This is a genomic window from Rhizobium albus (genome assembly GCA_030160035.1).
Lineage (GTDB): Bacteria > Pseudomonadota > Alphaproteobacteria > Rhizobiales > Rhizobiaceae > Georhizobium > Georhizobium albus.
This window is the reverse complement of the sequence record BSNO01000003.1, coordinates 1,302,927-1,326,497: the sequence shown is the minus strand read 5'-3', so window position 1 is coordinate 1,326,497 and position 23,571 is coordinate 1,302,927. Positions and strand designations below refer to the sequence as shown.

The window sequence follows — 23,571 nt, the reverse complement described above, 5'->3', positions numbered from 1 at the left end:
TCCCGCTCGGAGGATCAGTCCTTGGCTGGAACCGTTGCCTGCTCTGCGGCCTCGGCTTTCGCCTCATCTTCCTTACGCTGGCGTTCGATGCGACGACCGATCCAGATGGAGATCTCGTAAAGAAGGATCGTGGGCAGCGCGAGACCGATCTGGCTAACCGGATCCGGCGGGGTCAGGATGGCGGCAGCCACGAAGGCGATGACGATCGCAAATTTGCGCTTGTCGATCAACGACTGGACCGTGATCAATCCGGACTTGACCATCAGCGTTGTGACGACCGGCAACTGGAACACCAGGCCGAACGCGAAGATCAAGGTCATGACCAGACCGAGATATTCCGAGACGCGCGGGAGCAACTGGATCGCGACTTCGCCGCCTGCGCCGGTCTGCTCCATGGCCAGGAAAAACCACATGACCATGGGCGTGAAGAAGAAATAGACGAGCGCGCCACCAACCAGAAACAGGATCGGCGAAGCCACCAGGAACGGCAGAAATGCCTGCTTCTCGTTCTTGTAGAGGCCCGGGGCAACGAACTTGTAGATCTGCGCCGCGATCACCGGAAAGGCGAGCACCAGGCCGCCGAACATGCCGATCTTGATCTGCGTGAAGAAGAATTCCTGCGGCGCCGTGTAGATCAGCTCGACCTCGCGGCCGTCCAGCCCGGCCCAGACGACGGCCCACTGGAATGGATAGACGAGGATGTTGAACAACGGCTGAGCGAAGAAAAAGCAGACGAGGAAGGCGAGGAAGAACGCGCCGACAGCCCACATCAGCCTCGAACGAAGCTCGATGAGATGCTCGATCAGTGGCTGGGGCTTGTCCTCGATGTCCGCGCTCACGCTTCACCTGTCTTTTTTGCTGCCTGACGGGCTCTTGGCGCGGCAGCAGGCTTATCGGCAGACGCCTGGTTCGGCTTCGGATCGGCGGCACTGGCCGACGACGCCGGCTTCGATCGTGGGGTTTTCGTTGCAGCTGGCTTGCGCACACTGCTCGGCGGCGCACCAACCGTTGTCGCACTCACGGCTTCAGGCTTGGCGACACCTGCCGTGCTGTTCGGCGCGGCGCTGGCGGACGCAGCCGGCTTGGCGGATGTGGTCGACTTGGCTGGAGCAACTTGCTTGGCGGCCGCTACTGGCTTGGCAACTGCTTCCGGCTTTGAAACAGCGGCTGCAGATGAGGCCGAAGTGGATGAGGTCGATGCTGCAGCGCCGGACGCCGCGGCAGACGACGCAGCCGCGACGGCTGGCGGCGTAGATGCAGGCACCGGATTTGCGGCGTCCGAACCAGGCGCCGGAGCCGATGGATCCTTCTGCGCGACGGTCGGCTTGTCGCGCATGGCCTTGTTGATGTCGGAGCGAAGGTCGTCGCCCGCCTGCTTCAGCGGGTTCAGCGCATCGCGCAATTCGCGGGCGGGATTGAGGCTACGAGCGTCGTTGACGGTCTTTCGAACGTCATCGAGCTCCGCTTCCTTCAGAGCCTCGTCGAATTGGCTGCGGAATTCGCCGGCCATGGATCTGAGCTTCGTCATCGTCCGCCCGAATGTCCGCAACACGCGCGGCAAGTCCTTCGGGCCGACGACGAGGATCAGCACGATCGCGATGACGAGGATTTCTCCCCAACCTAAGTCCAACATGGAAGTGAACGCTCCTCGCGCTGAGCTCTAAAGACGGTCGGACCGACTTAGCTCACCCGATCCTTGCGCTCTTCAGCCTGGTGCTCGACCGTCTTGGAGCTGTCCGGCGTTGCCGCAGTCTCGTCGTCGCTCATGCCCCGCTTGAAACTCTTGATGCCTTTTGCGACGTCGCCCATCAGCTCGGGGATCTTGCCGCGGCCGAAAAGAAGCAGAACGACGACCAGAACGATCAGCCAGTGCCAGATGCTAAAGCTACCCATCACATTCTCCCATGCGGCACGCCCGCTTCCCTCATGTGGGATACGAGCCAGCCCCTTTCAAATTCAATCCTGCCAGTGGTTAGCCCAATCATTGCGCACGTGCAATCGATTGGGCATCAGTCTTCAAGCTGATAAACGGCTGGCCGCTCGATCTATTCCGCGGTGATTTCAATTCTCTTCGCCGCGTGGCGCAAGCAGGCCGAGCTCTTCGAGGTCCATCTGCGTGATCGGATCTTCGTCCTCGGCGAGTTCCTCGCCCTCTCCCGGCATCGGGAAGCTGAAATTGGCCGGAACGCGCCCGGAAAGGAGACCGGCGCCCTTCAATTCCTCCACTCCCGGCAGATCCCCGAGCTCGGCCAGGCCGAAATGGTCGAGGAAGCCGTTCGTGGTTCCATAGGTCACAGGGCGGCCCGGCGACCGGCGTCGGCCGCGCATGCGAACCCAGCCAGATTCCAGCAACACGTCCAGCGTGCCTTTCGACGTCGCCACACCCCGGATTTCCTCGATTTCCGCCCGTGTCACCGGCTGGTGATAGGCGATGATCGCGAGCACTTCGAGACCTGCCCGCGACAATTTGCGTATCTCGGTCTTGTCGTCCCGGATCAGGAAGGCAAGATCGGCGGCGGTGCGAAACGCCCAGGCATCGCCGACCCGGACCAGGTTCACGCCGCGGTCGGCATAGTGGTGCATGAGCCGATCCATGACGACGCGCACGTTGATGCCCTGCGGCAGCTTGCGGACGATCAGCGCTTCGTCGACCGGTTCGGCCGAAGCAAAAATCAGCGCTTCCGCGATGCGCGCGGCCTCGTCGATCTCGGCATCGAGCCCGGTCGACGTGCCCTTCTGACCAGGCTTCAGAGGAACGATATCAGCCATTGGGTTGTGCACCCGCCTTCGGGCCCCGGCGCAGGTAGATAGGGGCGAAGGGCTCGGCCTGGCGGATGTCCAGATGCCCTTCCCGCACCAGTTCGAGCGATGCCGCGAAGGCACTGGCCATGGCGCTGGCGCGCTCCTCGGGCCGCGACAGGTAGCGCACGAGGAACTGGTCGAGCGCTGTCCACTCTTCAATCGTGCCAACCATGCGGGTGAGGATCGCGCGGGCATCGGCAAGCGACCACACCGCCCGCGAGGCAATCGTGACCGTTGTGACGGCGAGCCGCTGGCGCTGAGAGGCATAGGCGATCAGGAGATCATAGAGCGAGGCCTGAAACTTCGAGCCGCGTTCGGCTTCGATCTCCTCCGGCGCCCCACGCGCGAAGACGTCGCGGCCAAGCCGGTTGCGGTTGACGAGGCGGGCTGCAGCCTCGCGCATGGCTTCAAGCCGCTTCAGCCGGAAGGCGAGTTGCGCCGCCAACTCCTCGCCGCTCGGCCCATCGTCCTTGGCGGGCTTCGGCAAAAGCAGGCGCGATTTCAAGAACGCAAGCCAGGCCGCCATGACGAGGTAATCGGCCGCGAGTTCGAGCCGAACCTTTCGCGCCTGATCGATGAAATCCAGATATTGCTCGGCAAGCGCAAGGATCGAGATCCGTGCCAGATCAACACGCTGGTGTCGCGCGAGATGCAGCAGCAGATCGAGCGGGCCTTCAAAACCATCCACGTCGATGTGCAGAGCTTCTTCCGGTCTGCGCTCGGGCGCATCCCAGGGCAACGCCTCCGCCGGGCTGACGGTTGTCTGGCTTGCGCTTTCGACAGGCTTCGGCAGCATCTGAACAGCCCTCTCAAGCCACGGCTTGGGTCAGTCCCTCGAATTCGTCGCGAATGGCGCGCTCATCCGCATCGTCCCTGTATGACAAGCCTTCAAGCGCGGCTTTGGCACGTTCGAGCGGGCGGCCTTCAAGGACGGGCGTCTCGGCCGCAATGGCGGTCATCTCGTCCATGTCGCCATTGCAGTGCAGGGCCATATCGCAGCCGGCTGCAAAGATCGCCCGTGTCCGGTCAGCGAAAGAGCCGGCCAGCGCCTTCATGGACACATCGTCCGACATCAGTAAGCTGTCGAAGCCCATCCGGCCGCGGATGATGTCGGCGATGACCTTTCTGGAGGTCGTCGCCGGATGATCGGCATCGATCGCACGGTAGACCACATGCGCGGTCATCGCCATCGGCGCCTTGTTCAGTGCGGCGAACGGCTTGAAATCCGTTGCTTCCAGTTCTTCGAGGGATTCATCCACCACCGGCAGTTCGAGGTGCGAATCTCCCCGTGACCGGCCATGGCCGGGAATGTGCTTGATGACCGGAAGAACGCCACCCGCGAGAAGGCCCTGCATGGCCGCCTCGCCCATCTCCGCAACCGTGACCGGATCGGTGCCATAAGCACGGTCACCGATCACGTCGTGGCTGCCGGGAACGGGAATGTCGAGAACCGGAAGGCAATCGGCATTGATCCCGAAACGATTAAGGTCGAAGGCGTGGATGCGTGACAGCAGCCAGGCAGCGCGCAAGCCGCTCTGGCGGTCCTGGCGATAGATGTCGCCCAGGCGGGCGCCCGGTGGATAGTTGGGCGCGAATGGCTGCCGCAAACGCTGAACCCGCCCGCCTTCCTGATCGATGAAGATCGGAAGGGGCCGGTCGCCTGCGATCGACCTGAGGTCGGCCGTCAGCGCGCGAAGCTGGTCGGCATCAACGATGTTTCGAGAGAAAAGAATGAAACCCCAGGGGCGCTCCGCTTCGAAGAAGCTGCGCTCTTCCGGGAGAATTTCGGGGCCTTTGAGGCCCAGGATCATCGCTTTTGATTCGGTCATCCCGCCATGATAGCGACCGAGGCAGAGACCGGGTAGCACGCCACCCGGCCATCAACATCTTTAGAATGTTCCGGCTCCCCTAGAGCCTGCTGTCAGGTCCTTCGCCTCAGCGGGCGACGAAGCAGCTGCCGCCGGCCGCCTGGTACCGCTCGCACAGTGCCACAGCCTCTTCGCGTGAACCGCCTGCGACCCGCACGCGGTAGAACGTTCCGCGATCAGGGATTTCGGCGGCCTGGATCTGAACCTGCCGTCCGCCGATGATCGAGCCGTACCGCGAGGCCAGGCTGTTATAGGTCGACTGTGCCGATTCCTGCGTCGGCTGCGAGGCGATCTGCACGACATAGCCGCCCGGATTGTCGAGCGCGCCGGACTGCGCGACGGCAGCCGTTTGCACAGGCTGCTCGGCGGGTGCCGCCGGCTGCGGCGCTTGCCCGGCAGCTGGCGATGTCTGACCGACGATCGTCACCGGCTGATCGGCCGGCCGGTCGCCAGGCGTCGGCTGAGCGGGATTGCTGAAGGTCGTCGTCTGAACCGTTCTCACGGGCGCCACCGATTCCGCAGAAGCCGGCGGCACTTCTGCCTGGAGCCGCTCGCTGGCTACAGCGGGCGCGGAAGCAGCGTCGGGGCGAGGTTGCGGCAGCGGGACACCCGGCGCTGGTGACGCCGCAGCAGCCTGATCAGCCGGCACCTGAGCCGTTCCATCGGTAAGACCTGCGCCCGCGTCGGCGGCTGCAATCAGCTGCGTAGCGTCCAGAGCCGCCTGGTCACTGATCGAGGCAATGCCCGCAGCCTCGTCGCCAGGCAGTTGCGCATCCTCACCAACGACCGGCACATCTGCTGCCGCCGAGAGATCGACCGGCGCGGCAGGAACGAGCGTTCCATCGGCACGGACAACGGAGGTGCGAACCATGCGGGGTGCGACACCCAGCGGATCCTCGTCGCTAACGGCGCCGCGCATGGCGAGATTGCCTTCGCTGAGGCCCGCCACATCCTCATCCATCACGTCCATGTCGTCTTCGGGCGCTCCGCCGGAGAACGGGCGACCCTCAAGCGGCAGCACATTGGGATCGACCGTGCGCTGAACCACGTCCACGGGTTCTTCGGCACGGGAAATCAGGTTGATGTCGTCGCCATTGGCGCTGCTGCCATCGACCTGCCCATAGACGGCCTGATCCTGGTTCGGAACGGTGCGGCCGCCCGGATCTTCGGGTGCGACTTTGATTGGCTCTTCGCTCGCCGCGATGATGCGAGGCTCGCCGCTGCCGCCGCCGGGGCTGCCCATGAAGGCGTAGGCGGCAAGACCTGCAGCCGCGATAATCGCAAGCGCTGCAACGCCCGTTTTCCACGCAGGACGCCGAGCAGCCGCTCCTTGAGCAACCGCGCCCGGAGCGATCTCGCCGCGTTCCAGATCAGCGAACGAGATATCGTCGACATCCCGTTCGTTGTCATGGTCGGGAGCAGAACTGGATGGGCGAGTGGCCTGGCCGAAATCGAAGTCGGTGAAATCGATCTGGTCAGGCAGCGGCCGCGCAGCTTCGGGTCTTGCGGCTGCCAGCGGAATGACGACAGCCGACGCGGCATTGTTTTGTGCTGTCGACGGTTCGGCAGCGTCGCTCGGTTCGTTGCGTGCCAAAATGTCAGCGAATTCCGCTTCCAGACCCGACAGATCGAAATCGTCGCTCGTGTCTGCTCGGGGAACCTCTTCGTCTTCCGGAAAGTCGGGAACTTCGATTTCACGAACCGGCTCGATCACGTCGCTTGTGTCGGCAACATCATGAAATTCGAAGGGCAGGACTGCCGGCGCGACCGGTTCCTGTCGGACGGGCTTCGGCCGCGAGGCAATGGCCGCTTCGAACGACAATGCTTCCTGACGTGCCGGCTCGGTGCGGGCCGGCTCGATGCGGGTGGGCTCGATGCGCGTGGGCTCGGGACGGGCTGGCTCGCTCCGCTGCGATTCCACGCTGGAATAATCGTTCCGCACAGGTTCAACGTGGGCTGGCGCAGGGTCGCTCGCCCGCCGACCGAGAAGCGATGCCAAGGTTGGCGCAGCGACGACCGCTGCCGCCGCGGCGGCAATCGGTGCCGGCTGGACGATCGATTCAGACGTCTGATCCTGCCAGGTAGCGTCCTCGGCAACCGGTGCCTCGGTCAATGGCTCGGGTGCAGCAGCGTGTTCCGCGGGCACGGGATCGGCTGGCCCGACATCCTGCAGTTCGAATTCGAAATCCGAGAAATCGAAATTGATGTCCTGTCCGTCGCTGACCGACGACGAATCCATCGATGACGCGGGCTCGATATCCACGAATGCGTGGTCCGCAGCGCTCTCACCCGGCGCCGGCTCATCGAGCTCCAGATCAGTGATCGTGAGTTCTTCTATGAATGGATCCGGTTGCGGAGCTTCAGGTGCTTCGGGCGTGAAGGACAGCGCCTCGTAGGCCCGTTCGTACACCGGCTCGTCCTGGGACAGGTCCTGGGGTTCGTCGAACTCGAAATTCTCAAGTGCCGAGAAATCGAGCTCGATTTCTGGCTCTGGCTCTGGCTGAGGCTCCGGCGCAAAAGCTACGGCAGGCTCATCGAAGCTTTCGTGATAGGCATCCTCGGCGCCAACAACTGGCTCGAAGGCCTCCACTGCCAGGGCAACGGGCTCGGCAAAGGCTTCAGTGCTTTGCTCTTCGGCCTTGAACGGAAGAGCTTCAAATGCCTCGGCAAGGTCCTCTTCGATGGGATGCGACAGGTCTTCCGAGTACTCAACCGTCGAGGAGAGAGGTTCAACCTCGGTCTCAGGGATCGTTACTTCGGCGGCCGGCTCGGCGATCGGCGCGGCCTTTGGCGAGCCGTAGTCGGCAAATGCGGCCTCAAGCTCGTCTGCGATGTCCCAATGACCGTCGTCGACAAGGGAAGCGGGAACCGCGGCGACCGCGACCGGCTCCGCCTCGACAAGCTCGAACGGGGCTTCTTCGGCTACGATCTCGGCATCCGAATGCTCAGGCTCAGCATGTTCAGGCTCACCATGCTCAGGCGCCATCACCGCAGGAGCGGCTGCGACGGCCTGCGCTTCGTTTCCGGGAAGCGCGTATTGCACCATCTCGCGCCAGACGGCGTCGTCATCCGAAGTGTCGAGAGCCGAAAAATCGGTCAAGGCACTGGTGTCGGCCGGTTGAGCGTAGGCGGCCAAAGCCGGTAGCGGGCTTGACGCCGTGGCCGGCTCCCAAGCCTCGACGGCCGGCTCATCGAACGAAGCCGTTTCGAGGTCCTCGTCGAACGAACGCAGGATTTCGTCGCTGAGTTGCGCCTCCTCAGTGGCATCGAACTCAGGGGCATCGAACTCCTCGACCCCGCCAAATTCCGCTTCAACGGTTGCTTCTTCCAAGAGATGGATCAGCGCGGACGGGCCCGCCTCGCGTTCTGCCTCTGCCGCAACAGCGTCATCGGTCTCGCCAGCAGGCGCGCTTTCGCCAACAGCTTCCAGGCGCTGATCGATGGCAAGTTCAGCGTTGGCGGCTGACTGACGATCGACTTCCGGTACGGACGGTTCGGCCATCAGTGATGCGTCAGCAAGCTCAAACTGGTCCGGCAAGGCTTCGTCGGCAGCCGAGGCCATGACTGGCTCTTCGACGAGGACGGGCGGAGTGTTTTCAACAGCAGGCGGCGCATTCGATTCGGCCGGCGCCGGGCGTGCTTTGAGGAAGGCCGGGATTTCCTCTTCTCTCAGCTCGACAGGCTCATGGCTCTCCGAATGCTGAACCTCGACCGCTTCCGGCGTGATCTCAGGTGCGTCTTCGAGGCCGATCGAGCGCATGAGTTCGGCTTCGAGGTCGAATGCGGATGCATCCGCGTCCTCGGTCGAAGTCGAGTGCTGTTCGACCACTTGCTCCTCGGGCTGGTCGAAGCCCGCAATACGTGCAAGCTCCGCGAGAGGATCGCCATCCGACAGGAACGGCGCGTCTCTACCCGTGTAACGCGTCCTTTGATTGTCAGCCATAACCACTCACTCGCCCGCAAAACCAGTTTCGGATGCCAGACTATTGTGGGGAAATGGTGGCTTTGCTACCGCATTTCTTCTGGTGCTTCAGTGCCGGTCAAGGTCAGTCCGGAACGAAGGACTGCGGCGACTGCGCGCACCAGACCCAGTCTGGCGAAGCTTAATTCTCGATTTTTATCGTTAACAAAGCGTAATTCAGGGAAATCCTTCCCCTTGTTCCAGTGGCCGTGGAATTCGCTGGCCAGATCGTAGAGATAGAATGCGATCTTGTGCGGCTCTTGTGCGATGGCGGCGCTTTCCACCATGCGCGGATATTCGGCGAGTTTGCCGATCAGCTGCAATTCGCTCGGGTCGGTCAACAGGTCGAGATTTTCGGCGAAGGCGGCGTCGTCGAGTGCTGCATCAGGAAAGGCCTCCGCCGCCTGCCGCATCACGCTGGCGCAGCGGGCATGAGCATACTGCACGTAGAACACCGGGTTGTCCTTCGACTGCTCGGTGACCTTGGCGAAATCAAAATCGAGCGGCTCACTGCTCTTGCGATAGATCATCATGAAGCGCACGGCGTCGCGGCCGACCTCGTCGACCACCTCACGCAGCGTCACGAAATCGCCGGAGCGCTTCGACATGCGTACGGGCTCGCCATTGCGGTAGAGCTTGACGAGCTGGCACAAAAGCACGGTCAGTTTGGACTTGCCTTCGGAAACGGCGCGCGCAACGGCTTCAAGCCGCTTCACATAACCGCCATGGTCGGCCCCGAGCACATAGATCATCTCGTCGAAATGGCGCTCGAACTTGTCGCGGAAATAGGCGACGTCAGCGGCAAAATACGTGAAGGTTCCGTCGGATTTCACCAGCGGCCTATCAATGTCATCGCCGACAGCAGTCGAGCGGAACAGGGTCTGCTCGCGATCTTCCCAGTCTTCCGGCAGCTGGCCCTTCGGCGGCGGCAGCGTACCTTTATAGACGTGGCCCTTGAAGGTCAGATCGTTGATCGCCGACAGGATCGCGCCGCCACTCCCGGCATGAAGCGAGCGCTCCGAATAGAAAACGTCGTGCACCACATTCAGCTGGGCGAGATCGGCGCGGATCATCACCATCATGGCGTCGATCGCGCGATCTGAGACGATCGGCAGCCATTCCTCTTCCGGCATATGCTTCAGATCATCGCCGAATTCCGCCTTCAGCGCCTCGCCTACCGGCACGAGATAGTCGCCCGGATAGAGACCGGACGGGATTTCGCAGATCGTTTCGCCAAGCGCTTCGCGGTAACGAAGATAGGCGGAACGGGCGAGCACCTGGATCTGCGCGCCGGCGTCGTTGATGTAATATTCCTTGGTGACCTCATAGCCCGCAAAGCCGAGCAGGTTGGCGAGCGTATCGCCGACAACGGCGCCGCGGCAGTGACCGACATGCATCGGGCCAGTCGGGTTGGCGGAGACATATTCGACGTTGACGGACTTGCCAGCGCCGATCTCGGAGCGCCCAAAGTCCGTTCCCTGCTTCAGGACATGGGCCAGAAGCTTCTGCCAGTAGGCGGGCGACAGCTTCATGTTGATGAAGCCGGGCCCGGCGACCGAGACGGCGGCGATATCCGGATCGGCTTCCAGAACGGGCACGATACGTTCGGCAAGCGCGCGGGGGTTCAACCCAAGGGGCTTGGCGAGAACCAGCGCGGCATTGGTCGCAACGTCGCCATGGGACGCGTCGCGCGGCGGCTCGACGGCAATGCGATCAAGCGGCAGACCTTCGGCAGCTGCAATGTCTTCAAGGGTTTGAAGCCCGTTCTTGATGCGGCCTTCGAAGTCTTTGAACAAATTCATCGTCTCAGTCCGAAATACGGGTCGTTCACGGCGTTGAAGAGCGCGCACATGGTCACGACGGGGAAGCGGGAAGTCGGGCCTGCGCTAACGCAATTCAGGCGTATGGTCAAACAATCGCCGGTGCATCGACAGCGCGTAGGTGTCCGTCATCCCGGCCAGATAGTCGGCGACATGGCGCGCCTTGTCGTCGCCCGATGCCCCCACGATACCATCCTGCCAGAAGTGACCTTTCATCAAGCTCGGATCGTCCATCAAGGCGCCGAACAAATCATGCAGCACCTTCGCCGCCGCCTTGCGGACCCGCATGACGTCCGGATGGCGATAGAGGTTGGCGAACAGGAAGCGCTTCAAAGCCTTATCTGTCGCGGCCATTTCATCAGAGAAAACTGCGAACGCCTGGCCCGCGGCGCGGACATCGCCGGACGATTGCGGATTGACTTCCGTGATGCGGGTTTGAGCGACGGTAATGACGTCTTCGACCATGGAGGTGATCTGCCGGCGCATGATCTCATGGGCGATACGGTCGGCCTCGAGCTTCGGGTGCTGCGCCCGCATCGATGCGAGCATCTCGGCCAGGAAAGGCACCTCGTCCAGCATCTCCAGTGTCAGCAGGCCGGCGCGCAGGCCGTCATCGATGTCGTGGGTGTTGTAGGCGATATCGTCCGCGATCGCCGCCACCTGTGCTTCCAGACTTGCGAAACTGTCGAGTTCCAGATCGAGGCGGGCGTCGAAATCTAGGATCGGCTTCGGCACCGGTTTCCCGTTCGAATGCGGGCCCACCATGGGCCCATTGTGCTTGACCAGGCCGTCAAGCGTCTCCCAGGTCAGGTTCAGGCCATCGAAATTCGCGTAGCGGCGCTCCAGCGCGGTGACGATGCGCAGCGACTGCGCATTGTGGTCGAAGCCGCCACAGTGACCCAGCACCTCGTCGAGCACATCCTCGCCCGTGTGGCCAAAGGGCGTATGGCCAAAATCATGCACGAGTGCGACGGCCTCTGCGAGATCCTCGTCAAGCCGCAGCGCCCGGGCGAGACCACGGGCGATCTGGGCCACTTCCATCGTGTGTGTGAGGCGCGTGCGGTAGTGGTCGCCTTCAAGCGCCACGAAAACCTGCGTCTTGTGCGCAAGCCGCCTGAAGGCGGTGGAATGGATGATGCGGTCGCGGTCCCGCTGGAAATCGGAGCGCGTGCGGCTTTGCTCTTCGGGAACCAGTCGGCCGCGCGTGCCCGCAGGATCTGCCGCATAAGGTGCCCGCTCGCAAAATCCGTAGCCCAGAAGGCTCTTGTCCAGCATCTCCGCCCATCCCTTGAAGCCGCATCCACGTTTGAAGCAGGGGGACAAGCGCCATTGACGCCCCCTCGCCCGCTTCATACCTATAGATATATAGTTACAGGAATTTATGCTGCCTCTCGCGCGGCCCTGTCGACGGAGTGACCATGACCATCCAAGATATCCAGAAAGTGACATTGTCGGAGGCTGCCGCCCGGCGCGTTGCGGAGATCGTTGCGGCCGAGCCGTCCAAAACGGCTCTGCGCGTCTCGGTCGAAGGTGGCGGCTGCTCGGGCTTTTCCTACAAGTTCGATCTGGTGGACGACCAACAGGACGACGACCTGGTTCTTGGCGGCGAGAGCGGCAAAGTGCTGATCGATTCCATGTCACTCGTCTACATGGCCGGCTCGGAGATCGATTTTGTCGATGACCTGATGGGCCAGAGCTTCCAGATCCGCAATCCGAACGCGATCGCGTCCTGTGGCTGCGGCACCAGCTTCTCGATCTGAACGGCTGAGGCGCCGGTTTCAGCCGCCGGCGCTGGCCAGCTATTCGGCCGGGATGCTCGCGCGGCGTTTCGTCCTCGGCACCATGATCTCAGCGGGGTTGCTGGTGATCATCGGCACGGAACTGCGCCATGCCTTGACGGACGAGCCACATGATCTATCCCTGCTCGCATTCGGCGTCAGCCTCGTTCTCCTTCCCGTGGTGACGGCCGCCATTTCTTCGATCGTCGCCTCGCGGCGCCTTTCCACCCGAGCGAGATCATCGGCATGAAAATCGTCACCTGGAACATCAATGGAATCAAGGCGCGGCTCGACAATCTTCTCACCTGGCTGAAGGAGACGGATGCGGACGTGATCTGCCTTCAGGAGATCAAATCCGTCGACGAGAACTTCCCGAGACTGGAGATCGAGACGCTCGGCTTCCATGTGGAGACTCACGGCCAGAAGGGCTTCAACGGTGTGGCCATCCTGTCGCGCACCTCGCCCGACGAAGTGCTTCGCGGTCTTCCGGGTGACGACGAGGACGACCACGCGCGTTTCATGGAAGCCGTCTTTTCCACCGCCTCCGGCGTCGTGCGGGTCGCTTGCATCTATCTGCCCAACGGAAATCCGATCGACACGCCGAAATTCCCCTACAAGCTCGCCTGGATGAAGCGGCTTCACATCTGGCTGGAGGGGCGGCTCGCGCTCGAGGAGCCGATCGTGATCGCCGGCGACTACAACGTCATTCCAGAGCCCTATGACTGCTACAATGCGGATGCGTGGCTCGGCGATGCTCTCTTCCAGCCCGAGACGCGCAACGCCTACCGCATGCTTGAAAATCTGGGCATGACCGACGCAATCCGCGCGGTCAGCGATGCGCCGGGCCTCTACACCTTCTGGGACTACCAGGCAGGCGCCTGGCAGAAGAACAACGGCATCCGCATCGACCATCTGCTGCTGTCGCCGGAAGCTGCCTCAAAGCTGGTATCCGCCGACATCGACCGGCAGGTGCGCAGTTGGGAAAAGCCTTCGGACCACGTGCCCGCAGCGGCCGTTCTGGCGTTCTGAACACCTGCAGCTCGGCGACATTGCTTGTCGGGCGAACCCGGCGCATCCTGTGGATGGGAGCGCGGGAGGTGTCGCAATGCAAACACTGGGACGAGTTCTTCTACTATCGGCACTGATGGCAACCGGGTCAGCCGCGCAGGAGCCGGCTCGGGAATGGCCCAGCCAAAGCGCGATGGGTGAAGGCCAGGACCGCGGAGACGACCCTGCGATAGTCCGTGGCGGGCGATGCCGGCATCAGGGTGAGCGTGTGGCTCAGGGCGACACGATCTGCCTAGAGGTCAATGGAGAGCGCTACAACGTGCAGTGCGGCATGAAGCTCAACAACACGTCGTGGCTCCGCCAGCCTGGCTCGTGCTGATCAAGAGCCACTCAGTGGCTACTGGCGGGCTATAAGATCCTGGGCCAGTGCGATCGCAGTGCGACGATCGTTTTCGTCTGCGATCGAAAACGCCTGCTCCTGCAGCGTGCGGATCCAAATCTTTTCGGCGTCGCTTGCCCGTTCCAGCCCACTCGTCATGTAAGCCAGGCCACGGACGACCTGCCCTTCGGTGAAGAGCTGATGACCGAGCAAAGCGGTCGCGCCCGCGTGGCCAGCCTGAGCGGCGCGGTTCAACCATTTCTTCGCCTGGTGGACATCGTCGTCGCCGCCCAAGCCATCCATCATCAGCCGAGCGAGCTCGAATTGCGCGTCTGCGAGGCCGAATGCCGAAGCAGCGTGGAAATAAAGCTGGCGCGCCTGCACCATATCGACGGCCACCGGGCTGCCCGGAATGCCGCGCTTGTAGTAGCCGGCAAGCGACATGAGGGCGTTGACGAAGTAGCCGAGATCTTCCGACCCGGGCTCGACGCCCTGCCTTGCGATCTCGTTATAGATCTTGAAGGCTTCGTAGTCGTTTTCTTCCACGCCATCGCCATAGGCATACATGTTGGCGAGCGCCCAACGGGCACCGGGATGGCCCTTTTCGGCCGCGTAGCGATACGCTTCGACGGCGTCGTCCTTGTCGCCGTTCTTGTAGGCGGAAAAGCCGAAGCGGAAGAGATCGAACGGACCGGATTCACGCGTCACGCCGGCGTCGGGGTCGAAAGCACGCGACGGAGTCGCCGCGATGCAGACCGTCGCGACGCTCGCGACAAAACCCATCAACCGACAAAGGCGCGACCGACGCAGCATGGTTTCAAATATCCGCATAGCAGTGTTTTTCTTTGGCGCCGCCCGGATGGGTCACAGCGCCATAGCGTGCCGATCCGACCGTCTGCGCGTATTTCCATAGCACGCCCGAGGCGTAGTCCGTTTCCCGAGGGCTCCAATCCGCAGCGCGGGCCTTCAGTTCCTCGTCCGTCAGTTGGACGTTCAGCGTGCCGGCGATCGCATCGATCTCGATGATGTCGCCATCGCGCAGCAGGCCGATCGGACCACCTTCGGCCGCTTCCGGTCCGACATGGCCGATGCAGAAGCCGCGGGTCGCGCCGGAAAAACGGCCGTCGGTGATCAGAGCGACCTTGTCGCCCATGCCCTGGCCATAGATCGCCGCGGTCGTCGCCAGCATCTCACGCATGCCCGGGCCGCCTTTCGGACCCTCGTAGCGAATGACGATCACGTCGCCCTCGTTATAGGCGCGCTGGCTGACGGCCTCGAAGCAGGCTTCCTCGCTGTCGAAGCAGCGGGCGGGTCCCAAGAATTTCTGGTTCGTCATGCCGGCAACCTTAACAATCGCGCCTTCCGGCGCGAGGTTGCCCCGTAGCCCCACGACACCGCCCGTTGCCGTAATGGGCTTATCGGCTGGGCGAACGACATCCTGCTGCTCATTCCAGCGGACATAGTCCATGTTTTCGGCGATAGTGCGGCCTGTCACGGTCATGCAATCGCCATGAAGATAGCCGTGCTCGAGCATGGTCTTCATCAGGAGCGGGATGCCGCCGGCCTCGAACATGTCCTTGGCCACATAGCGCCCGCCGGGCTTCAGATCGGCGATATAGGGCGTCTTGCGGAAGATCTCGGCGACGTCGAAGAGATCGAACTCGATGCCGCATTCATGCGCAATGGCTGGCAGATGCAATGCGGCGTTGGTGGACCCGCCCGTGGCGGCGACCACGGCTGCCGCATTCTCCAGCGCCTTCTTCGTGACGATGTCGCGCGGACGGATGTTACGGGCGATGAGTTCCATCACCTTCTCGCCGGAAGCGTAGCAGAAGCGGTCGCGGATTTCGTATGGCGCCGGTGCACCACAGCTATAGGGCAGCGCCAGACCGATCGCCTCGGCGACGGTTGCCATCGTATTGGCCGTGAACTGCGCGCCGCAGGAACCGGCTGAGGGACAGGCGACCTGTTCGATCTCGAGCAGGTCTTCGTCCGACATGGCGCCAACGGAGTGCTGGCCCACGGCTTCGAAGACGTCCTGAACGGTGATCTGGCGTCCGCGGAACGAGCCAGGAAGGATCGACCCGCCATAAATGAAGATCGAGGGCACGTTGAGACGGACCATCGCCATCATCATACCGGGCAGCGACTTGTCACAACCGGCAAGACCGACGATGGCATCGTAGCAATGGCCGCGCATCGTCAACTCGACGCTGTCGGCGATGACGTCACGGGAAACCAGCGACGCCTTCATGCCTTGGTGGCCCATGGCGATGCCATCGGTGACGGTGATGGTACAGAATTCTCGCGGGGTACCCCGGGCGGCGGCAACGCCCTTCTTCACAACCTGCGCCTGGCGCATCAGCGAGATGTTGCACGGCGCTGCCTCGTTCCAGCAGCTGGCGACGCCGACGAGTGGCTGGTTGATCTCTTCAGCCGAAAGACCCATGGCGTAAAGATACGACCGGTGCGGAGCCCGCGCCGGACCCACCGTCGTATGACGGCTCGGAAGTTTCGATTTGTCGAACGACTTGACGTCCATGAATGACCCGACCCCGGCACTCTCTCTCGCTCGAACTCCGCGATCATCGCGGTCCCCCTTCGAGCCCCCTCCAACTGCCGCCGGTTTGTGGCGGCACGGGGGCAGATCATGCCCGAGGAATGGTTAGCAAACTTGTCTGCTCACGACTGTGACCAAAGCGCCACATCGCAACAAAGTGAGAGTAGCAGCGTGCAACAGACTTAGAGCAAAGCACAAAAAAACCCGGCGCATGCGCCGGGTTTCGCAGTCAACACTTGAAGGTCGTATCAGAACCGGATGCGGGCGCCAGCCTGGATCGCACCGACGAAATCATTGCCGAAATCGTAGGCGACATCCTCATCGATAGACGATCCGGAGGTCAGCACGCCCAGCGCGCCGCCGAAGCGCAGTTCCACCATCTCGCTTGGCGTGTAGGACAGGCCGCCGGACACCGTCCACGTGTCAGTCTGGGTGCCGAGCGTCGTTGCCGTGCCACGATCCCAGGTGAGCGACGCAGCGCCGCTGATCGTCTCGGAGAACTTGTGACCGATACCAGCCGACACCGTCCAGCCATCCTGGTAGAGGAGTTCCAGCGAGGTCGCTTCCGTCGGGCCACCTGCGGTGCAGGGAACCGCGCTAAAGGCGGTGGGGCAGAAGGGCAGCGTCTGAAGAACGCTCCAGTCGACCCACTTCACACTACCAAAAGCGAGCCAGCCTGGCGCGATGCCCGATTGTACCTTGAGCTCGACGCTCTGGGGCATGGTGGCCGTGCCGAACACGTCCGTTACACCGCCCAGGAACGGGTTTGCCGGATTGATGGCACCAGGGATCTGACGCAGATCGAGTGTACCGGTAACGTCGCCGAGATCGACTTCGGAGTTATAGACGAGGCTCGCGCGAAGGGCGATCTCAGGCATTTCATAGGCGGCGCCGACGCGGTAGCCCCAGCCATTGCCTTCGAGATCCAGGCGACCGACGCCGGTGCCGGCACCCGGTGCGAGCAGCGGAACCGGAGCGACGAGACGCTCCTTGAAGCCTTCGACTTCCTGGTAGTAGCCACCGCCGATGATGCGGAACTGGCCAGGACCGACCGCGAAGCGATAGGAACAAGTAAAGTCGGCGCTGTGGCTGTCGATCTTGGTCTCGATGTTCGAGTTCGCGCCGACCCAGTCAGCACCCGGATTGGAATGGGCACCCCAAGGCTGCGAATACTGCACGAGGCAGTCTGCCGCTTCGGCGAAACCGGCCTTGAAGCCGACGCGCGGGACGAAATAGCTTTCCGTATCACGAACGCCGCTAGACTGACCGCCACCGATACCGTTCGAGCCAACGCCGTTTGCCGGGTTGACGTCCCTAACATTGTCGAGTTCGCGCTTCGGCATGACGTAGGTCACGCTGGCGTCGGCTGCGTAGTCGCTCGGATCGAACAGGAGATCGATGTTGTAGCCGCCGCGTTCCAGGCCGCCGGCGAAAGCCTGGCTGGCGGACAATGCGACGCCAAGAGCCGTCGAAATAAGTAGTGCACGCTTCATGGTAACCCCTCCCCGATCAGTCTAGTCAACGAGCGTGATGGAATGGGTACTTGTTCGCGGCGGAATGGCAATATGTGCGCATTTGGGCGATTTCTTCTAAGCGCCCACACGCGGTTCAAAATCGCTCGGTTTTCGCGCTCCGATGGGACGTCGCGACAGGATTTCAACCGGATTGAGGCACGAACGGCCCGATTTAAGACAAATTTCGGCCTCGCACCGCGATTTGTTGCTGTTGCGCAACATTCCGTCGCAAAGCAATCCATCCGTCATTCTTGACGTGATCTGCCCTTACGTAAGCTCCTGCAAGAGGCGGATGTCGCCGGTTCTCGGCAACGGTCCCGAGTGATTCACATTGAATGAACCAGGCCACCCAGGCCGATGGGCAGAGCGGTGCAGGGACCACGCTCTGCGGGGTGGAGGCGCGGTTCCTTGCGGCCCGCGCCTTCCGAATCCTCAGTCGGCCGCTGCGATCCGCTCGCGGGCTGCGACCAGCCCGGCACGCTGGGCTTCGAGCTCGGCAAGCTTCTCGCGCTCGGCTTCGACCACTTCGGGCTTGGCATTGGCGACGAACTTCTCGTTCGACAGCTTGCCGCCGATCTTGGCGAGATCCGCATCGACCTTGCCGATCGCCTTGTCGAGGCGAGCCTTTTCAGCCTCCACGTCGATCAACTGGCCGAGCGGCAGGCAATAGGTCGCTTCACCCACGACGATCTGGGCGGCACCGCGAGGTGGGGCCTCTGCGTGATCGATCGACGTGGCACGCGCCAGACGGCCCATAGCGTCGCGCTGACGTTCCAGCCGCGAAACGGTGTCGGCGGAGGCACCGACGACGACGAGCGGCGCCGTTGCCGAAGGCGGAACGTTCATCTCGGAACGCGCCGACCGAATGCCGGTGACGAGATCGACCAGCCAGTTGAGTTCGCCGGCTGCCGCTTCGTCGGCGAAGTCCGGGTTCGGCCATTCGGCGTGACACAGAAGCGTTGCACGGCCCTCGCCCGTGGCCGTCACCCGCCACAGCTCTTCCGTCATGAACGGCATGAACGGGTGCAGCAGGCGGTAGATGGAATCGAGCACGAAGCCGGCACAGGCGCGCGCCTCGGCCTGTTCGTCCGCGCTGCCGGCCATGAAGACGGGCTTCAGAAGCTCCAGATACCAATCGCAAACCTGGTTCCAGACGAACCGGTAGGCGCTCGCGGCGGCTTCGTTGAAGCGGTATTCTTCCATCGCGCGCGTCATCTCACGCGCGGTCCGGGTAAGTTCGGTCAGGATCCAGCGATTGACCGGCAGCTTTGCAGATGCCGGATCGAAATCCCCGCCATGAATGGCGCCGTTCATCTCGGCAAAGCGCGTCGCATTCCAGAGCTTGGTGCCGAAGTTCCGGTAGCCGGCGATGCGGGCCGGATCGAGTTTCACGTCGCGGCCCTGCGCCGCCATGATCGCCAGCGTGAAGCGCAGCGCGTCGGCGCCGTACTCGTCGATGAGTTCGAGCGGATCGATGACGTTGCCCTTCGACTTCGACATCTTCGCGCCGTTCTTGTCGCGAACGAGCGCGTGGACATAGACCGTGTGGAACGGCTCTTCGTCCATGAAATGCAGACCCATCATCATCATGCGGGCGACCCAGAAGAAGATGATGTCGAATCCGGTGACGAGGACGTCGGTCTGGTAATAGGTTTCGAGTTCCTTCGTCTTGTCGGGCCAGCCGAGCGTGGAGAACGGCCACAGCGCGGAGGAGAACCACGTGTCGAGCACGTCCTCGTCGCGGGTCAAGATCTCGCCGGGCTTGTAGGTCTCGAGCTTCTCCTCGATCCAGGCCTTCCATGGGCCTTCATGCGAAATGTAGTGCTGGATGGCAGCGTGGAGCGCCTCTTCTTCCGTCTTTTCGACGAAAACGGAGCCATCCGGGCCATACCAGGCCGGGATCTGGTGACCCCACCACAACTGGCGCGAGATGCACCAGGGCTGGATGTTTTCCATCCATTCGAAATAGGTCTTTTCCCAGTTCTTTGGGACAAACCTGGTGCGGCCTTCGCGGACAGAGGCGATGGCGGGCTTTGCCAATGTTGCGGCATCGGCGAACCACTGGTCGGTCAGCATCGGCTCGATGACGACGCCGGAGCGATCGCCGAAGGGCTGCATGATCATCTTGGTCTCGACGAAGGGCACGGTGTTGCCCTCGACATCGGTCGTCATGACCGCGAGACCTTCCGCGTTGATCGCCTGAACGATCTTTTCACGCGCGGCATAGCGGTCGAGACCACGGTATTCGTCGGGAACGAGATTGATCTCGTCGATGGTCGCTTCGTCAGGCAGTTCGCCCGAACGGACGATTTCAGCAGCCTGCGCGGCGCAGGTCGCGTAGCCCTGGCCGTCGGTGCGCAGCGAAGCTGTCAGGTCCATCAGGCGGTAGAGCGGGATGTCGTTGCGCTTGGCGACAGCGTAGTCGTTGAAGTCGTGCGCACCGGTGATCTTGACCGCACCGGAACCGAAATCCTTGTCGGGATATTCGTCGGTGATGATCGGGATCAGGCGGCGGTGATCTTTGGGCCCGACGGGAATTTCGCAAAGCTTTCCGACAATCGGCGCATAACGCTCATCCGATGGATGAACAGCGACAGCACCGTCGCCGAGCATCGTTTCCGGGCGTGTTGTTGCGATCGCTATATAATCGCGGGTCTCGCTGAGCACGACGTTTCCATCGGCATCGCGCTCGACATATTCGTAGGTTTCGCCCCCGGCCAGCGGATACTTGAAGTGCCACATGTGGCCTTCGACTTCGCGATTCTCGACTTCGAGATCCGAAATCGCAGTTTCGAATTTCGGGTCCCAGTTGACCAGCCGCTTGCCGCGATAGATCAGGCCTTCCTTGTAGAGCGTGACGAACACCTCCAGGACTGCCTTGGACAGGCCCTCGTCCATGGTGAACCGTTCGCGCGAGAAATCCGCCGAGGCGCCAAGGCGCTTCAGCTGGTTCATGATCATCCCGCCGGACTCGTCCTTCCACTGCCAGACGCGGTCGACGAACGCGTCGCGGCCCATGGTGCGGCGGTTCGGCTCCTGGCGCTCGGCCAGCTGGCGCTCGACGACCATTTGCGTGGCGATGCCCGCATGGTCCATGCCCGGCTGCCACAGCACGTTCTTCCCGCGCATGCGCTCGAAACGGATCAGCGCATCCTGAAGCGTGTTGTTGAGCGCGTGGCCCATATGGAGCGAGCCGGTGACGTTTGGCGGCGGGATGACGATGGTATAGGGATCAGCTCCCTCCTTGGCGCCGGCACCGGCGCGGAAGGCATCGGCCTCTTCCCAACGCTTGGAAATTTCAGGCTCGATTGCCCGTGCATCATAGGTTTTTTCAAGCATCAACGCGGCTTTCGGGGAGAACTGGTGGTGCGGTGTAAACCGGATGGCCGGCGCCGAGTCAACCAAATGCGCAACCGAGCGAGGCTCCATAGGCCTGCCCGCTTGCAGATGCAGTTTGCAATGTCAGCTGACGTTCGAGGCGGCGTCGGAAGTTAGCGCCGACCACCCCTCGCGACGCGCTCGATCTCTTCGCGCACGAGGCGTTCCACGAGCGTCGGCAGATTGTCGTCGAGCCAATCCTTCAGCATCGGACGCAGCATGTCCTCCGCGATGTCGTCGAAAGACCGCATCTGGCCGCGCACGACCGCTTCGTTCAGGTCTTCGAAGGCCGCTGCGACCTTGGCGCCGGCAGCACTCGAGATGAGCTCGCCGCCCTTCTGCTCGGTGGATGTGCGCGTGTCCTGCGCCTTTTCGGCAGCATGCTCGTGCAGGTGAAGAACGGAGGCGGACTGATCGAGCGCGTCGAGGTCCGGCCAGTCGCTTCCATCGGCCGGCTCTTCGAAATGCTCCTCGTCGGCCAGGCGGTTCCAATGGTCATTCGCGGCATCGTCCTCGGCGACGTCCAGTTCTTCGCTGTCGAAGCGCTGGAGGCTATCCGCGGTCATGGCCCTTGCGACCTCGTCCTCTACGGCAGGCGCTGCGGCGGCCGGTATCGGCTGCGCATCCGGCGCCGACCGAAGACGTGCGGCGACATCGGCAAGCGAAATGGTTCGGGCCGCCGCAGCTGACTGTGCAGCCTGGGGCTGCGGGTGATTGTCGACTTGGGTGTTCTGGGGCTGTGCCGCAGCAGGCACCTCGCTCACGGCGGCAAGCTGGGGCCGGCTATCGCCACGGTCCGGCGACGCTGCATCGTTGGTCTCGATGATCCGGCGGATGGAGGCCAGAATTTCCTCCATGGAAGGCTCTCGCGCCGCGCTCGTCTGTACCATCGTTGCCCTCTTACCGCCGCCTGCCGGGCCTGATCGGCCCGATTCGTTCGGTTTGATCATAAGCGATTGATGCGACGAAAAGAATCCCCGGTGACCGTGGGCCACCGGGGATGCACAACTTTGTCTGACAATAAGCTTCGAGACCGAAGTGTAGACTAGCGTCCGTCGATGGTCCGCAGGCCGTACCACTTGTCCTGGACAGCCTCGTAATGGACTTCCGGCCGATATTCGGCCACCTGGAGACCAAGGCGACCGACAAGCAACCGGCCGGTGGTGGACAGCACCGAATAGCTGGCCACGATGGCATCGCGCTCGGCCTGCGCCAGCGTTTCGCGCGCTGTCAGCACGTCCTGCTGCGCATTCAGCACGTCAAGCGTGGTGCGCTGCCCGACATCGCGCTCTTCGATAACGCCCGAGAGAGCGAGGTCGGATGCATTGAGCTGGGCGCGGTTTGCCGCGATCGCAGCGCGGGAGGCCTCGAGCTGGGTCCAGGACGTGACGATCGCCTGACGAAGCTGGTTGCGGGCAACATCGACGTTGATGCGCGCCTGGCCGAGCAGTTCCTTACTCTGGCGCACCTGTGCCGACGTCAAGCCGCCCTGGTAGATCGGCACCGACAGCGTTGCCCCGATCGTCGCCTGCGTATCGCCGCTCTGGAGATCCTGGCCAACCGAGCCGCTCAGATTGACGCCCGGAAGAAGCGCGCCTTCGGCTTGCTTGACCGAAAAGTCGGCCGCGTTCATCGCGAATTGCGCGGACTTGACCAGCGGGTGCTCGGCAAGACCGGATGTGACCGCTGTATCCAGCGAGGGCGGCAGCAGACCACCTGCAGCCGGGGCCGGCGTCATGGACGCGGGCGGCGCCGCGCCGACGATCTGGACGTACACGGCTTCAGACGAGCTCACCTGCGCCCGCGCGGCCACCAGACCGGCTTCCGCTGCAGCGAGCGAGGCCTGCGCCTGGCTGACATCGGTGCGGGTGCCTTCACCTACATCGAAACGCGCCTGGGCAGCATTCAGCTGCTCGTTGAGGAATTCGAGGTTCTGGCGACGGATCTGGACGATCTGGCGGTCACGCACGACGTTCATGAAGGCCTGCGCCGCCGACAGCAGGATGTCCTGTTCGGTGCTGCGAAGCCCTTCCTGGCCCGCGAACACATCCGACTGCGCGCCGAGAACGGCATTGCGCGTCTGGAACCCGTCAAACAAGGTCTGCGAAACGGACAGTCCGAGCGCAGCATCGGTGCCATCGCCAAAGCCGGTCGAGGTCTCGGTGGCCGACACATCGAGCTGCGCGGCGATGCGGGGGCGGTATCCCGATCGGGCAATCGCGACGCCCTCGTCGGTCGCCCTGAGGCCGGCTCTTGCCGCGTTCAGATCAGGATTGTTCTCGTAGGCCTTGGCCATGGCGCCGAGGATCGTTTCGGCCATGGAGATCGTGGGGGAGAAGGCCATGATAGACGCAAGCGCGAATGTCGAAAGCCATTTGCGGTAACGCGCCATGACGAACTCCTCAGTCAAAATACATCGCGATCACGATGATGAATCGTGTCCGTCAGACGCTTATCGCGCCGCCGTCTATTAGAGACAAGTACACAGGCAAGCTTACGCCAA

Annotated in this window: 18 protein-coding genes; 3 read left to right on the top strand and 15 right to left on the bottom strand. The window is 62.7% G+C overall.

Translation table 11 applies throughout. From position 1 onward, the window contains the following. Positions 1 to 14: 14 nt before the first annotated feature. The 9 genes from tatC to QQL76_RS13990 all read right to left on the bottom strand — a co-directional run bounded on the left by tatC (position 15) and on the right by QQL76_RS13990 (position 11,726). On the bottom strand, positions 15 to 839 hold the full coding sequence (gene tatC, locus QQL76_RS14030) for a twin-arginine translocase subunit TatC (protein ID WP_499208147.1): 825 nt from the start codon (positions 837 to 839) through the stop codon (positions 15 to 17). Beyond that, on the bottom strand, positions 836 to 1,633 hold the full coding sequence (gene tatB, locus QQL76_RS14025; protein ID WP_499208146.1) for a Sec-independent protein translocase subunit TatB: 798 nt from the start codon (positions 1,631 to 1,633) through the stop codon (positions 836 to 838). Before tatB ends, tatC begins: the two co-directional genes overlap by 4 nt. 47 nt (positions 1,634 to 1,680) lie before the next feature. Further along, the gene (locus QQL76_RS14020; protein WP_126010517.1) at positions 1,681 to 1,893 is read right to left on the bottom strand and encodes a twin-arginine translocase TatA/TatE family subunit; all 213 of its coding nucleotides are present in this window, start codon (positions 1,891 to 1,893) and stop codon (positions 1,681 to 1,683) included. A gap of 168 nt (positions 1,894 to 2,061) precedes the next feature. Then, positions 2,062 to 2,769, bottom strand: a complete 708-nt coding sequence (scpB, locus tag QQL76_RS14015) for an SMC-Scp complex subunit ScpB (protein WP_499208145.1) — start codon at positions 2,767 to 2,769, stop codon at positions 2,062 to 2,064. Then, positions 2,762 to 3,598, bottom strand: a complete 837-nt coding sequence (locus QQL76_RS14010; protein WP_499208144.1) for a segregation and condensation protein A — start codon at positions 3,596 to 3,598, stop codon at positions 2,762 to 2,764. Before QQL76_RS14010 ends, scpB begins: the two co-directional genes overlap by 8 nt. A 13-nt stretch (positions 3,599 to 3,611) precedes the next feature. Continuing rightward, a complete protein-coding gene (nagZ, locus tag QQL76_RS14005; protein WP_499208143.1) occupies positions 3,612 to 4,631 on the bottom strand; it encodes a beta-N-acetylhexosaminidase in 1,020 nt (339 codons plus the stop codon). Positions 4,632 to 4,737: 106 nt separating this feature from the next. Further along, the gene (locus QQL76_RS14000) at positions 4,738 to 8,613 is read right to left on the bottom strand and encodes an SPOR domain-containing protein (RefSeq protein ID WP_499208142.1); all 3,876 of its coding nucleotides are present in this window, start codon (positions 8,611 to 8,613) and stop codon (positions 4,738 to 4,740) included. Between the two features lie 65 nt (positions 8,614 to 8,678). Further along, a complete protein-coding gene (gene argS / locus QQL76_RS13995) occupies positions 8,679 to 10,433 on the bottom strand; it encodes an arginine--tRNA ligase (RefSeq protein WP_499208141.1) in 1,755 nt (584 codons plus the stop codon). Between the two features lie 84 nt (positions 10,434 to 10,517). After that, positions 10,518 to 11,726 carry a deoxyguanosinetriphosphate triphosphohydrolase family protein gene (locus tag QQL76_RS13990; protein ID WP_499208140.1) on the bottom strand — a complete coding sequence of 403 codons (1,209 nt, stop codon included), beginning with the start codon at positions 11,724 to 11,726 and terminating at the stop codon, positions 10,518 to 10,520. A gap of 143 nt (positions 11,727 to 11,869) precedes the next feature. Between QQL76_RS13990 and erpA the strand changes: the two genes are divergently transcribed. The 3 genes from erpA to xth are packed head-to-tail and all read left to right on the top strand — an operon-like array spanning position 11,870 to position 13,258. Further along, the gene (gene erpA, locus QQL76_RS13985; RefSeq protein ID WP_126010523.1) at positions 11,870 to 12,211 is read left to right on the top strand and encodes an iron-sulfur cluster insertion protein ErpA; all 342 of its coding nucleotides are present in this window, start codon (positions 11,870 to 11,872) and stop codon (positions 12,209 to 12,211) included. Next, a complete protein-coding gene (locus QQL76_RS13980) occupies positions 12,183 to 12,479 on the top strand; it encodes a hypothetical protein (protein ID WP_499208399.1) in 297 nt (98 codons plus the stop codon). Before erpA ends, QQL76_RS13980 begins: the two co-directional genes overlap by 29 nt. Continuing rightward, entirely contained in the window at positions 12,476 to 13,258 is a 783-nt protein-coding gene (gene xth / locus QQL76_RS13975) for an exodeoxyribonuclease III (RefSeq protein ID WP_126010524.1), read from the top strand. The genes QQL76_RS13980 and xth overlap by 4 nt, the downstream gene beginning before the upstream one ends. Positions 13,259 to 13,634: 376 nt before the next feature. Here the strand turns inward: xth and QQL76_RS13970 are convergent, their stop codons facing one another. From QQL76_RS13970 to QQL76_RS13945, 6 genes are all read right to left on the bottom strand, one after another. After that, positions 13,635 to 14,399, bottom strand: coding sequence for a tetratricopeptide repeat protein (locus QQL76_RS13970; protein ID WP_499208385.1), 765 nt, complete (start codon positions 14,397 to 14,399; stop codon positions 13,635 to 13,637). Between the two features lie 34 nt (positions 14,400 to 14,433). Continuing rightward, complete coding sequence (gene ilvD / locus QQL76_RS13965; RefSeq protein WP_499208139.1) at positions 14,434 to 16,158, bottom strand: dihydroxy-acid dehydratase; 1,725 nt, start codon at positions 16,156 to 16,158, stop codon at positions 14,434 to 14,436. A gap of 266 nt (positions 16,159 to 16,424) precedes the next feature. Next, positions 16,425 to 17,669: an OmpP1/FadL family transporter gene (locus QQL76_RS13960; RefSeq protein ID WP_499208138.1), complete on the bottom strand. Its 1,245-nt coding sequence runs from the start codon at positions 17,667 to 17,669 to the stop codon at positions 16,425 to 16,427. Positions 17,670 to 18,122: 453 nt separating this feature from the next. Further along, a complete protein-coding gene (locus QQL76_RS13955; RefSeq protein ID WP_499208137.1) occupies positions 18,123 to 21,029 on the bottom strand; it encodes a valine--tRNA ligase in 2,907 nt (968 codons plus the stop codon). A gap of 152 nt (positions 21,030 to 21,181) precedes the next feature. Further along, positions 21,182 to 21,958 (bottom strand): PopZ family protein, encoded by a 777-nt coding sequence (locus QQL76_RS13950; RefSeq protein WP_499208136.1) that lies wholly within the window; start codon positions 21,956 to 21,958, stop codon positions 21,182 to 21,184. Positions 21,959 to 22,113: 155 nt separating this feature from the next. Further along, positions 22,114 to 23,460 (bottom strand): TolC family protein, encoded by a 1,347-nt coding sequence (locus QQL76_RS13945; protein ID WP_499208135.1) that lies wholly within the window; start codon positions 23,458 to 23,460, stop codon positions 22,114 to 22,116. Between the last annotated feature and the right edge of the window lie 111 nt (positions 23,461 to 23,571).